Origin of the sequence: Mesorhizobium sp. BAC0120 (assembly GCF_033542235.1) — a bacterium.
GTDB lineage: Bacteria > Pseudomonadota > Alphaproteobacteria > Rhizobiales > Rhizobiaceae > JAWRCU01.
Map to the genome: position 1 here is coordinate 21,439 of NZ_JAWRCU010000010.1, position 12,466 is coordinate 33,904.

The window sequence follows — 12,466 nt, forward strand, 5'->3', positions numbered from 1 at the left end:
CGCCAGTCTCTTGTACGATCCTATCAATCGGGGCCAGTGAACTTCCAAAGTTCGCTCACGAGGACAGGCGGCAGCCATGGATCAGTTGCACGAAATTCGAAAGCTCGTGGAACGGCACGGCCGGGAAGGTCCGACCGAAACGGCCGTTTCCGGCCTCACTCTCTACATCGAAACCGATCCCGCGGTGGCGACCTATGTCATCTACCGACCTGTCCTGGCCCTGATCCTCGGGGGCGCGAAGCGGACCGTGCTCGGGGGGCGGGTATTCCATGTTTCGCCCGGCGACTACGTGGCCGTGTCCGTGGATCTCCCGGCGACGGGACAGGTGACGAGAGCACCCTACTCCGCTGTCACGCTCGCTCTGGATCTGAACGTGCTCGCGAGCCTGATCGCCGAGCCCATGGCGCTGCCTTGGGGCGCCACCGCCGGGTTCGAGGTCAACCGCGCGGGACCCGATCTCCTCGATGCGATGCTGCGGCTGGTCAGGCTGCTCGACCGCCCACAGGACATCGGGGTCCTCGCCCTCTCGATCCAAAGAGAGGTGTTCTGGCGGCTGTTGCAGAGCCCGAGTGGCTACATGGTCCGCCAGATCGTCCTGGCCGACAGTCGTCTCTCTCAGGTGAATCGCGCCATCACGTGGTTAAGGGCCAACTTCGCTGCCCCGATACGGATCGAACGCCTCGCGGCTCTTGCCGCGATGAGCCCTGCATCCTTCCATCGGCATTTCAAGGCCGCGACCGCCATGAGCCCCCTCGAATACCAGAAGCAGATCCGACTCCAGACGGCACGGGCACGGCTCCTTGCTCAGCCGGACGACGTAGCCGGCATCGGCTTCAGCGTGGGTTACGACAGCCCTAGCCAGTTTAGCCGTGAGTACGCGCGCCTGTTCGGCGCACCGCCGGGCCGAGACGCAGCGCGGCTCAGGGCGAGCTTAGATTTCGACCCTCTGCGGGTGGGATAACGGCTACCGAGCCCGCAGAGGGAATGCATCTTGGTCCACCTTGAGATGAGCCATCATTGAACCGGATCTTTCGTCATGCGAAAGATTCAACCCTGCTCCGCAGCATCAGCTCGCTCATCTGCCAAAGCCGACGCGCGGCATTGGGGTCGAGCGCGTAAGGCATGACGCCTGTAGGAAAATTCAGGGCAGAGCCATCCGCCGCCCCGGCAATGAGTTCGGCCGGGACTTGTTCGGCGATGTCGCAGTTTTCGCAATAGACGCCGCCCATTCCGTTGAGCTGCAGGCTGGTCGCACACCACACCGTCGTGGCAGCGCCCTGCGCGATGGTTTTGCGGTTTCTGGACGGGTCGATAATGGCCTTGCCGTCTTCATCGAGGGTGCCGGTCGCCTTGAGATCGTCCTTGCTGAGGAAGCGCTTGAGATCGCTGTCGACGATCGAGCCCGGATGCACCGCAAAGGCGCGAATGCCTTGCGCCGCCCCGCGCGCATCTGCCTCCACTGCGAACAGGGCGTTCGCGGTCTTGGACTGTCCGTATGCTGCCCAAGGATCATAGGCGCGGCGCTCGAAGTTAATGTCGTCGGACACCACCGGGGAAAGGAAATGGCCCTGTGAGCTCACGTTGACGATCCGCGCGCCCTTCCCCTGAACGAGCGCCGGCCACAGACGAGTGGTCAGCTGAAAGTGGCCGAGATGGTTGGTCGAGAACTGCGATTCGAAACCCCGGCTGTCGCGAGTCAGCGGGTTCGCCATGATCCCGGCGTTGTTGATCAGCAGATGCAACGGAAGGCCTGACCGCAGAAATCCCTCCGCGAAGGCGTCAATGCTTTCGGGTGTCATGAGGTCGAGCCGGGCGATTTCCACGTCCGGCATATCATTGAGCGCCTGCCTCGCCTTTGCGAGGTCACGCGCAGGGACGACGACGCGTGCGCCGGCGGCGCGCAGGACTCGGACAGTTTCCAGCCCGATGCCTGCATACCCGCCGGTGACGATGGCAGTGCGACCGGACAGGTCGTGACCGGCGATCACCTCGGCGGCGGTCGAAGCGGCGCCGAAACCGGAGCCGATGGGTCTCTGAGGGGTGGTGTTCATGGGAAGTCTCCGCTGTTGTTTGGGGCCTCCGTTAAATCGCAGACGCCATTCGCAGCGGTAGCGCGATGCGGTCAAGCTCTTGCACGATCCTGTCAATCACCGGCGCGCCGCACGAAACCTGGCTTTAGTTCCAGGCTCGTAACCCAGATCTCCTTCGGGCACTACGGTCCGGGCTTAGCCGGTTCAAAAGCGAGGAGAAGTTAGCGTCGGCCCGGTCGGGGCGGGGTTGTGATGCCCGACCGTCTAGCTGGTTTAATCCGTCGTTATCATCATTCAAAACCGGGCTGCGCATCATCCGCTGATAGGATGCTCGATGCCAGCCGATCAGCAGCAATGACGAGACTTCGATGGGATCGGGTGAGCGCGAACCACCACCATCTTGCCGCCAACGGCGAGCCGGCCGAGCGCCACGCTCATCGCGCTCGAACTGGCTGGGTAGAGACGATCACTCGAGTTCCACCAAGTGTGTCAGTTCGGCCGCGACATCCCTGTCATCGATGTAGCGATGAGCGCCCGAGCTGCTTTCACTCCTGATCATGAAGTGTTTGAGCGAGCGTCTTCCCGTACGGATAGAAAAGCGCCTTGCGGCCCGCTTGCCAGGCGGCCCGTAGTTCCGGCGTCGTGATATCCCAATCCGGCCGACATTTCATCGTAACGGCGCGCAGATCTTGCCGGAGTTCTTCCACGGTAGGCCGCCCGAAGAACCAATAGCCATTGTAGATCTTGTACACGATCAGGCTTGGCTCCAGCACGACGACATGCGGGATCATGGGGTTGTGCGTGGGGTCGGTATATTCGGCGATGTCGAGGTCTTGCTGGACGATCCGTCGAGGATCGGAGAGAAAAGTCCAGTGTGCGCCTACGCCGGTGCGATACTCGTTGGTCTCCAGAAGATTGTCGGTGGTGATGGTAACGAGCCGGCAATAACCCACTTCCATTTCGCGGTGGAGCAGGACAAGCCCTTCGGCCTGCCGTCGGTCCTTAGGACAAAAGCCGCCCCGGCCGAGCACGAGGATCATCGGATCCGTGCCCTGCAGATCGGATAGCTTTCGCCGCTTGGCGGCGTGGTCGGAGAGCTCGTAGTCCGGAAATACCGATCCTGGAACGATATCGGCTCGCATTTGGAACCCTCGTCGCTTTTTTCAGGCTCAGGCCGGCTGCCTTAGCACGCTGCTATCGATCGGCATCTTGCGCAGGCGCTTTCCGGTAGCCGCGAAGATGGCGTTGGCTACAGCGGGGACGATGGCCGAGGTTCCGGGTTCCCCCATTCCGCCGGGCGCCTCGGTACTCGGAACGATGTGGACCTCGACCGACGGCGCTTCGTTCATGCGCAGCATCTGGTAGGTATCGAAATTGGTCTGCTCGACGCGACCGTTTTTCAAGGTGATCTCGCCATGAAGCGCCGCGGTGATGCCGAACATGACTGCGCTCTGGATCTGCGCCTTGACGGTGTCGGGATTGATGACCACCCCGCAATCGACGGCGCACACGACACGTCTGACGCGAACGCCACCATCCTGTGAGACTTCGACTTCGGCGACCTGCGCCATATAGGTGCCGAACACGTTCTGGATCGAGACGCCTCGCCCGGTTCGCGGCGACAGCTGCTCGCCCCAGCCGGCCTTTTCCGCGGCCAGCTCCAAGACGGCCTTGGCGCGAGGTACCTTGTCGAGGAGAGCCAGGCGGTATGCCACCGGATCCTGTTTCGCCGCCGCCGCAAGCTCGTCCATGAAGCTCTCGGTCACGAACACGTTGTGAGACGGTCCGACGCTGCGCCAGAACGCCGTCGGAATGCCCGGCGGTTCCACATGCACATATTCGACGTGGAAGTTTGGGAGATCATAGACGAGGTTGATCGCGCCTTCAGTGGTGTCGGGATCGAGACCGTCCTTGAAGAACGCTGGAAAATACCGCGCGATGATCGAAGACCCGGCAAATCGATTGTTCCACGCGACCGGCATCCCCTTGGCGTCGAGGGCGGCAGAGAGCCGGTCGACGAACATGGGCCGGTACATGTCGTGCTGGATGTCCTCCTCGCGGGTCCATACCACCTTCACGGGACCGTCAACATGCCTGGCGATTTCGACAGCGCGAAAGACGCCGTCGGCCTCCAGCCTGCGTCCGAAGCCGCCGCCGATCAGATGGTTATGCAGGACCACCTGGTCTGACGACATTCCTGCGGCCTTTGCCGCGAAAGCCTGCGCTCGAGTAATGGCCTGGTTGCCGACCCAGATTTCACAGCCGTCCTTGCGGACATGGACGGTACAGTTCATCGGCTCCAGCGCCGCATGCGCCAGGAACGGAACCTGATAGGTCGCCTCGACCTTGGTGGCGGACCCGGCCATTGCGCTTTCCACATCGCCGATGTTCTGGGCAACGGCACCCGGTTTCAGCGTCGCCTGCCCGAGATCGGCGGCAATCGCCTCAGTGGTGAGCGCTGCGTTCGGACCGTCGTCCCACTCGATTGCCAGGGCTGCCAGTCCCTTCTTGGCCGCTCCCATGTGGTCCGCCACAACGGCAACCGCATCGTCCAGCCGCACGACCTGGCGGACGCCCTTCACCGCTAGCGCCGCCGCGTCGTTGACGCTCTTCACGCGGCCGCCGAAGACAGGCGACTGCGCCAAGGTCGCGATTTTCACGCCCGGCGGACGAGCGTCAATTCCGTAGACCGCCGTTCCATTCACCTTCTGAGGCAAGTCGAGGCGTTTGGCAGGTGTGCCTATGAGTTTGAAGTCCTGTGGCCGCTTGAGCTCTACGTTTTCGGGGACCGGCATGTGTGCCGCATCGGCAGCAAGTTCGCCGTAGGCGAGACGCCGCCCGGTCCCAGCGTGGATCACCTCGCCGCTCTGCGCATGGCAGGTCTGGGGATCGACTTTCCAGCGGGCAGCCGCAGTCGAAACGAGCATGATGCGAGCCGTCGCGCCGGCTCGGCGCATCGGCTCCCATGCTGCACGGATCGCGCTGGAGTTTCCCGTCGCTTGCACTCCAAGCAGGGGATTGGCATAGAGCTTGTCATCCGGAGGGGCGTGTTCCAGCTGCACCTGCTTCAGGTCGACCTCCAGCTCTTCCGCGATGAGCATCGGGATCGACGTGTAAGTGCCCTGTCCCATCTCGACATAGGGCATGGTCAAGATGATCTTGCCGTCAGCTGTAACGCGGACGAACGCATTGGGCGTGAATGCGCCGGCTTCGGCCGCCTCGCCCCGTCCCAGCGGGAGAGTAAGACTGAGGACCAAGCCTCCACCCGCGGCTGCGGCGGCCTGCAGGAAGCTGCGCCGCGAGAGAATGTTTGCTGAAGCCTGCTCACCCCGACAGGAAACCCGGGACTTGCGCTGATCGATGATCATGATCGCCTCCCCTTTCAGCCCGCGGCCGCGTGCTTGATTGCCTCGCGGATGCGCAGATAGGTCCCACAGCGGCAAATATTGCCGGACATCGCGTCGCTTATGTCGGAATCGGTCGGGTGCGGATTGCCTGCGAGCAGCGCTGCGGCGGACATGATCTGGCCAGACTGGCAGTAGCCGCATTGCGGCACCTCATGATCGAGCCAGGCTTGCTGCACCTTGGCACCGGCCGCCGTCCCACCGATCGCCTCGATCGTGGTGATCTCGGATTCGCCGATACTGTCCATCGTTGTGATGCAGGATCGAACTGGCGCCCCGTCGACATGCACGGTGCAAGCGCCACACAGCGCCATGCCACATCCGAATTTGGTTCCGGTCATACCGAGCACGTCGCGCAGCACCCACAGAAGTGGCGTGTCGTCATCGACATCGACGCTATGCGCCTGACCGTTGACTTTGATGGTGAAGGCCATGGGTTCCTCCGAGGTGGTCCGCGTCACTGCAGATTGAAGAGCGGCGCGATGTTGGCCGCGCCTTACAGCTCGCTCTATCGGGGAATAAGAAGTGCGGAAGGGGCTCCGAATCTATAGTACAATGGTGTTGCTGATAGGTTGGGATAGGTGATGAGAGCACCCCCCTGATACGGATGCTCTCGACGCCGGCCCGATACCATGGTCTCGACGATACCATCGTTCAATAGCGGCCTTCTCGTGCCGGCCTCAGAGTCCGGGCACCCGACCGTGTTGCCGCGGGAGGCACATGTGGAAGCGAATACGAACACCCCGCAGGGTCGGCTCGCTCGATCGTCACCGGCAAATTGGCGAATCACGTTGGACAATCCGCCCCTGAATATCCAGCCGAAACGGTAGCCGGGAGAACGAGATGGATGAGCGAACCGTGCGGGTGGCTCTGGATCGGCATTGGAGCGCTTCCGATACGAACGACTTCGAAGTGGAGCACCAGATCTACCGAGAGGACGCGGTGCTCGAATATCCGCAATCGGGCGAGCGCATCCGCGGGAGAGAAAGGATTCAGGCGTCGCGCGCCGCACAGCCGAACCGGAAGCGCTTCACGGTGCGGCGGATAATCGGCTCGGGCGACCTCTGGATCACCGAATATCTGCTAACCTATGACGGGCAGCCGTCTTACACAGTGAGCATTATGGAGTTCCTCGACGGGAAGGTGGCCCGCGAGACACAGTATTTCGGCGATCCGTTCACGCCGGGACCTTCGCGCGCGCAATGGGTCGAGCGGATGTCGTGAAACCTCGCCGCAGGTTTCTATCTTCGTTCCGATTCACGCCGCGCGTCCGAAAGGCTCAGCCTCGCCGCCATGTTCACCAGCTCCGGCAGCGAACGGGCCATCATCTTTCGCATCACCTGGCCCCGATGCGCCTTCACCGTGATCTCACTGATGCCCAGCTCGAAGCCGACCTGCTTGTTCAGCAGTCCGGAGACGACCAGCGTCATCACCTCCTGCTCGCGTCGGCTGAGCGAAGCGTGACGATCCCTGAGCGTCCGCAGCTCCCTGTCGAGGACAAGCGCGGTCCTGCTGCGATCGAGTGCCTGTTCGACCGCACTCAGCAGCGCCTCGTCGCTGAACGGCTTCATCAGAAACTCGACCGCGCCGGCCTTCATTGCCTTTACCGTCACCGGCACGTCGGCATAGCCGGTCACGAAAATGATCGGCATGTCGGTCCGTTCGACGGAAACGAGCCTCTGCAGGTCGAGACCGTTGAGATCGGGAAGATTGACGTCAAGGATCAGACAGTTCGGGACCAGCGGTCTGGGGCGGTCCAGGAATTCCTGGGCCGACCCGCATGTCTCCGGCTGCCAGCCGGCGGAGCGGATCAGCAACTCCAGGGATTCACGCACCGATACGTCATCGTCGACGACATACACGACAGGGGTTTCGTGTGACATTGATGCCGACCTCGCCCCATCGCCCGGTGCAACCGCCAGTTCCGAGTGCATCGCAATTATCCCCTCGATGATGAAGATATCAAGACGCAGTGGTCAGCGGACCCAGAGCCGCCTTGAGCGCCTCCTGAAGAGCCGTATCGCTGAACGGCTTGAACAAACAGTCCGCCGCTCCTTGTCCCATGAGGCGCGGCCTCACCGTATCGTCCTTGTGCGCCGTGATGAAGACGATCGGAATCGACTCCCCGCGACGCTGCAGCTCACTTTGCAGCTCAGGTCCTGTCATGCCGGGCATGGCGACATCCAGCACCAGGCACCTGGTCTGGGCAACGCTGCCCGACGCCAGGAATTCTTCCGCCGAGGAGAATGCCATGGCGCTGAAACCGAAGGCTCTCAGCAGGTCTGGCAGGGACTCGCGCACGGATTCGTCGTCATCTACGACCGACACGAGCGGAAGGGTAGTTGTCATTGGACCCCCGCTGAACTCTGGGCATTGCCGGCAGTAGGGGGCCGCGATGCGCCTGGGTGCTGCGCGGCAGCATGATCCCTCGAATATTGAGGGATGGCGAAGGAGAATGTAGCGCCCGGGCCAACGTTCGGTTTCGTCCACAGGCGCCCGCCATGGCTCTCGATGATGGAGCGGCTGACCGCCAGCCCGATCCCCATGCCATCGCTCTTGGTCGTGTAGAAGGCTTGAAAGAGCTGCTCCATCGCCTCGGGCCTGAAGCCGACGCCGGCATCCTGCACGGTCAGCTTCACGTGATGTTCCTCGCCCGGTTCGGTCCTGATGAGCAATCGCCGTGGACGATCGTCGATGCCGCTCATGGCATCGGACGCGTTGCGCAGCAGGTTCATGATCACCTGCTGAAGCTGGATACGGTCACCGCCAGCGAGCGGAAGTCCGGCGGCGAGCTCGGTGCGCAGCACCACGCGGCTCCGCTGCAGGTCGCCCCACGCCAACGCAATTACCTCCCGAACGGCCTCGTTCAGATCCACCGGTTCGATGGCGACGGTCCTTTTGCTGAAGAGCGAGCGCAATCGCGAGATGACGTCGGCAGCGCGATTGCCGTCGCGGATGGTACGGCGCGCAGTCTCCTGCGCGACCTCGATATTCGGTGGGTCGGCCGACAGCATGCGCAGGCACGTGCTGGCGTTCGTGACGATGCCCGACAGCGGCTGATTGACTTCATGGGCGATCGATGCCGTCAGCGCGCCAAGGCTCATGATCCGGGTGACCTGCGCAAGTTCGGATCGAAGCTTCTCGAGCGCTTCTTCCGAGTGCCGGCGCTGGGTCACATCCAGGACGGCCCCGATATACTCGACCTGATCGCTACCGTCCCCGGCCCGGTGTGCGATCAGGTGCAGGTACTTGATCGACTGGTCGGGCAGCGTGATCCGATGCTGGTATTCGAAGTTGCTTTCGCCACGTTGCGCTCGTTCAATCATGTCCATCATCAGCGGCATGTCTTCGGGATGGACCCGGCTTGCGATCCGCTCGAGCGTCACCACGGTACCCGGCTCGAACTCGAAGATGCGGTAGAGCTGCTCCGACCAGATGACCTCGCCGCTTGCGACATGCCAGGACAGGTTGCCCATTCGAGCGAGGTGCTGTCCTTCCGCCAGGAACGCTTCGCTACGCTTGAGCGCCTCTTCCGCGCGTTTCCGGTCGTCGATGTCGGTGTTGACCCCGTACCATTTGACGATGCTGCCCGTTTCGTCCCGGAATGGGTTCACGCGGAACAGCCACCATCGATATTCGCCATCGCGACGTCGCAGCCGAGCTTCCGCCTCACCTGGTTTTCCGGAAGCGAGTATTGCCTGCCAGGTAGCCGCCAGCCCGCCCAGGTCATCCGGATGGACTGCGGCCGTCCAGCCCCAATCGCGCGCCTGCTCCGCGGAGAAGCCGACGTAGTCGAGATAGTGCCTGCTCAGGAACTCGGCGGTTCCGTCCGGCCGCGCCGACCAGGCCAGCACAGGGATGCTGTCGATGGTGACCTGCAGGTTGCGCTCGCTCGCCGCGAGAGCCTCCTCGGCGCGTTTGCGCTCATCGATGTCGATCAACAAGTGGAACCAGCGAAGGATATGGCCTTGCGGATCCCGGAGGGGAAAGCCGCGGACATTGTGCCAACGATAGATGCCGTCGGCGCGGCGGTGGCGGCTCTCGACGTTGTACGCACTTCCCTTTTGATGTGCCTCCAGCTGCGCGGCGATCGTCCGCTCGAGGTCATCGGGATGGACGACGTCGGAAGCCGTCCAGCCTTTCAACTCCTCGAATGTCCTGCCGAAATAGTCGAGGGTGGGTTGATTGACACCTTCGACTTCGCCGGATGGCGTCGTGACCGCGACCGGAACAGGGATGCTGTCGACGATCAACTGAAAATCGAGCTCGCGCCGCCGCAAAGTCTCCTCGGCTTGCCGCAAATCTTCGACGTCCGTGGCCATTCCGCACCATTTGATGATCTGGCCGGCATGGTCGCGCATCGGCTCGCACTGGATCCGGAACCGGTGATATTTTCCGTCGAAGCGTCGCAGACGGGCTTCCATTTCGCCGGTCTTCCCAGACGCCAGAATTGATGTCCAGCGTTCGAGCAATTGCGGCAAGTCGCCCTTGTCGGCTGCGAGTTGCCATGCCCGGCCGCGGACCTGATCCAGACCGAGACCTGTGTAGTCGGACCAGCGTCGATTGACGAAGTCGATGGGCCCGTCCGGCGCTGCAGTCCAGACCATGGCCGGTAGCGCGTCCAATACGCGGCCGAGATCAATCTCCATTGCGATTCTTTCCATCCTTGGTGGCGACGATGCGCCAGCCCCACGCGAAGCGTCTATTATGCCTTGGTGTCGGTTTCGCGGTTGAAGGCATCCGGGCGCGGATTCATCCAAAGTACCGCCGACACCATGGTGCAATAGATTTCCCTCTGCGTGTACTCGATCTTTCGGCGCTTCAGAACAGAGGGAGCTGCGTAACGGACGACTACATCAGTCGACCGGGCGACGATCCGACTGCTTCGCAAAGGAAGCGAGAGAAACCATGACGACACAGGTTTACGGGAAGGAGACCACCGCGCTCCTCGTGATCGATCCGTACAACGACTTCGAAGGTGTGGTGCGCTTTGGTCAGAAGCTTGAAGTAGACGCTCAAGCCATCTCGCGCTGAGGAGCTGAACTTTGACCTCTTCGCGGCCGGCACCCATCCAGGAAGAGGCGTGCGCAATATCGCGCCCGCTTGGCGATCTCGGCGCGACCCGGCGGCTTGCGCTGGCCAAGCATGATGGCGCGCTGCGGCTCCATGATCATCATGCCTCTCAGCATTCCGACCGCGGTCGACGGATCGTCGATCTCGATTTTTCCGAGGTCGCGTTGCCGGTTCAGCCATGCCTCCATTGTCTGGGTTGTGCGGCGCAAAGCAAACTCGGCGAAGGTGGCGGCTATTTCCGGAAAGCGGTCGCACTCCGCGAACACCAGACGAAGGGTCAGCACCGTCTCCTCGTCGAAGGTCAAGGTGCCATAGGAGATGAGGATGTGCTCGAGCGCCTCCTCGATCGGGAGCGCATCGAGCACCCTTTCGTCCATCTCCAGAATGAAACGCGAAATCCGCTCGGAAACGACGTTCTGGAACAGCTCGGCCTTGCTCGGGATCAAGCGATACATGGTCTTTGTCGAGATGCCCGCGCGCTCCGCCACGCGCGCGCAGCTGGCGCCGGCGTAGCCGTTTGCGTGAAACTCCTGGCGCGCGGCCGCGATGACGAGTCGCCGCGTCTCCTCGTCAGGCCGGAGCTGCGGACGTCCGCGTGGTCGCTTTGCGACTTTGGTGTTATGGACCATGACCATTTTCCAAATTCCATTGACAGCCCGCTTTCCTCAAGCTATTTATGAAAATAGCGATTTTCCTTAATAGGGCAAGCCCACCGTTTTGGTAGCCCCGGGAAAGGTAAAGGCCATGAGCCAGCATCAGACAGTTTTCACGATGGAAAAGGCTGTTCCTAGCGCCGAGGCAGCACCTGGCATCGAGATGCCACGCGAGCTCCCCGTAACCGACCCGCACCAGCTCCCGGCGGTTACAGATGTGCCGAATACCTCGCGGAAGCGGTGGCTGCGCAATCTGCTCTTTGCCAGCGCGGCTGTCGCCGCTCTCGCCGGCGGAGCCTATTATGGCTGGCAATACTGGACAGTCGGTCGCTTCCTGGTGTCGACGGACGACGCTTACGTCAAGGCCGACAGTACGACGATCGCTCCAAAGATTTCCGGCTATATCGGCGCGGTGCTCGTCGGCGACAACGAGGCGGTTAAGGCGGGTCAGGTGCTGGCGCGCATCGACGACCGCGACTTCAAGGTTAGCCTCGAGCAGGCCGAGGCCCAGGTCGACGCAGCAAAGGCCAACATCGCCAACAAGCAGGCTGGCATCGTCGCCCAGCAATCGCAGATCAACGCTGCCAAGGCGACGGTCGCGGTCGACCAGGCCAATGAGACTTTTGCCGAGCAGGACGACAAGCGCTACGCCGACCTGGCCAAAACGGGCTATGGCACCGTACAGAATGCCCAGGAAGCGGCCTCGAAGATCGCCGCCGCCCGCGCGGCCGTGGCGCGTGATACGGCCGCGCTCGATAGCGCCACGAGGCAGCTCGATGTGGTCAAGGCCGAGCTCGCCCAGGCCGAAGCTGCGCTCGCTCAGGCTCAGGCTGCCCGGGACCAGGCTCAGCTGAACCTGTCCTACACCGCCCTCGTCGCGCCGATTGATGGAGTGATCGGCAACCGCACATTGCGCGTCGGCCAATATGTTCAGGCCGGCACACAGCTGATGGCTGTGGTGCCGACCGCGGACGCCTATATCGTCGCCAACTACAAGGAAACCCAGCTCACCGACGTGCATGCCGGCCAGCCGGTCGACATCGAGGTCGATACGTTCCCTGGTCGGGTCTTCAAGGGCCATGTCGACAGCCTTTCACCGGCGAGCGGCCAGGAATTTGCCCTGCTGCCTCCGGACAATGCCACCGGCAACTTCACCAAGGTGGTGCAGCGCATCCCGGTAAAGATCGTGCTCGACCATGCAAGCCCGCTTTCGGTCGTGCTGCGGCCGGGCATGTCGGTCTATCCGACCATCGACACCAAGGCTGCGACGACGGAACTCGCCTCGACATCCGAACGGGTCAACTAA

General features: G+C 62.3%; 12 protein-coding genes. 4 read left to right on the forward strand and 8 right to left on the reverse strand.

The genetic code is table 11. The features are described 5' to 3' along the window. Positions 1-76 precede the first annotated feature (76 nt). Positions 77-961 carry an AraC family transcriptional regulator gene (locus SAZ10_RS21180; RefSeq protein WP_318611352.1) on the forward strand — a complete coding sequence of 295 codons (885 nt, stop codon included), beginning with the start codon at positions 77-79 and terminating at the stop codon, positions 959-961. Between the two features lie 73 nt (positions 962-1,034). Here the strand turns inward: SAZ10_RS21180 and SAZ10_RS21185 are convergent, their stop codons facing one another. The 4 genes from SAZ10_RS21185 to SAZ10_RS21200 all read right to left on the reverse strand — a co-directional run bounded on the left by SAZ10_RS21185 (position 1,035) and on the right by SAZ10_RS21200 (position 5,868). Continuing rightward, positions 1,035-2,051 (reverse strand): oxidoreductase, encoded by a 1,017-nt coding sequence (locus tag SAZ10_RS21185; protein WP_318611353.1) that lies wholly within the window; start codon positions 2,049-2,051, stop codon positions 1,035-1,037. A gap of 524 nt (positions 2,052-2,575) precedes the next feature. Further along, positions 2,576-3,172, reverse strand: a complete 597-nt coding sequence (locus tag SAZ10_RS21190; RefSeq protein WP_318611354.1) for a redoxin domain-containing protein — start codon at positions 3,170-3,172, stop codon at positions 2,576-2,578. A 27-nt stretch (positions 3,173-3,199) separates the two neighbouring features. Further along, positions 3,200-5,398, reverse strand: coding sequence for a xanthine dehydrogenase family protein molybdopterin-binding subunit (locus SAZ10_RS21195; RefSeq protein ID WP_318611355.1), 2,199 nt, complete (start codon positions 5,396-5,398; stop codon positions 3,200-3,202). A gap of 14 nt (positions 5,399-5,412) precedes the next feature. Beyond that, positions 5,413-5,868, reverse strand: coding sequence for a (2Fe-2S)-binding protein (locus SAZ10_RS21200; RefSeq protein ID WP_318611356.1), 456 nt, complete (start codon positions 5,866-5,868; stop codon positions 5,413-5,415). 409 nt (positions 5,869-6,277) lie between these two features. Between SAZ10_RS21200 and SAZ10_RS21205 the strand changes: the two genes are divergently transcribed. After that, on the forward strand, positions 6,278-6,658 hold the full coding sequence (locus SAZ10_RS21205) for a nuclear transport factor 2 family protein (RefSeq protein ID WP_318611357.1): 381 nt from the start codon (positions 6,278-6,280) through the stop codon (positions 6,656-6,658). A 17-nt stretch (positions 6,659-6,675) separates the two neighbouring features. On the opposite strand, the gene SAZ10_RS21210 is transcribed toward SAZ10_RS21205, so the two are convergent. From SAZ10_RS21210 to SAZ10_RS21220, 3 genes are all read right to left on the reverse strand, one after another. Next, positions 6,676-7,317, reverse strand: a complete 642-nt coding sequence (locus SAZ10_RS21210; protein WP_318611358.1) for a response regulator transcription factor — start codon at positions 7,315-7,317, stop codon at positions 6,676-6,678. A 79-nt stretch (positions 7,318-7,396) separates the two neighbouring features. After that, the gene (locus tag SAZ10_RS21215) at positions 7,397-7,783 is read right to left on the reverse strand and encodes a response regulator (protein ID WP_318611359.1); all 387 of its coding nucleotides are present in this window, start codon (positions 7,781-7,783) and stop codon (positions 7,397-7,399) included. Next, positions 7,780-10,083 carry a PAS domain-containing protein gene (locus SAZ10_RS21220; protein ID WP_318611360.1) on the reverse strand — a complete coding sequence of 768 codons (2,304 nt, stop codon included), beginning with the start codon at positions 10,081-10,083 and terminating at the stop codon, positions 7,780-7,782. The genes SAZ10_RS21215 and SAZ10_RS21220 overlap by 4 nt, the downstream gene beginning before the upstream one ends. 259 nt (positions 10,084-10,342) lie before the next feature. On the opposite strand from SAZ10_RS21220, the gene SAZ10_RS21225 reads away from it, so the two are divergent. Then, entirely contained in the window at positions 10,343-10,468 is a 126-nt protein-coding gene (locus tag SAZ10_RS21225) for a hypothetical protein (protein WP_318611361.1), read from the forward strand. Here the strand turns inward: SAZ10_RS21225 and SAZ10_RS21230 are convergent. Next, the gene (locus tag SAZ10_RS21230) at positions 10,450-11,136 is read right to left on the reverse strand and encodes a TetR/AcrR family transcriptional regulator (protein WP_318611362.1); all 687 of its coding nucleotides are present in this window, start codon (positions 11,134-11,136) and stop codon (positions 10,450-10,452) included. The genes SAZ10_RS21225 and SAZ10_RS21230 overlap by 19 nt on opposite strands. Before the next feature lie 115 nt (positions 11,137-11,251). Here SAZ10_RS21230 and SAZ10_RS21235 point away from each other — a divergent pair, with 115 nt between their 5' ends. Beyond that, a complete protein-coding gene (locus SAZ10_RS21235) occupies positions 11,252-12,466 on the forward strand; it encodes an HlyD family secretion protein (protein WP_318611363.1) in 1,215 nt (404 codons plus the stop codon).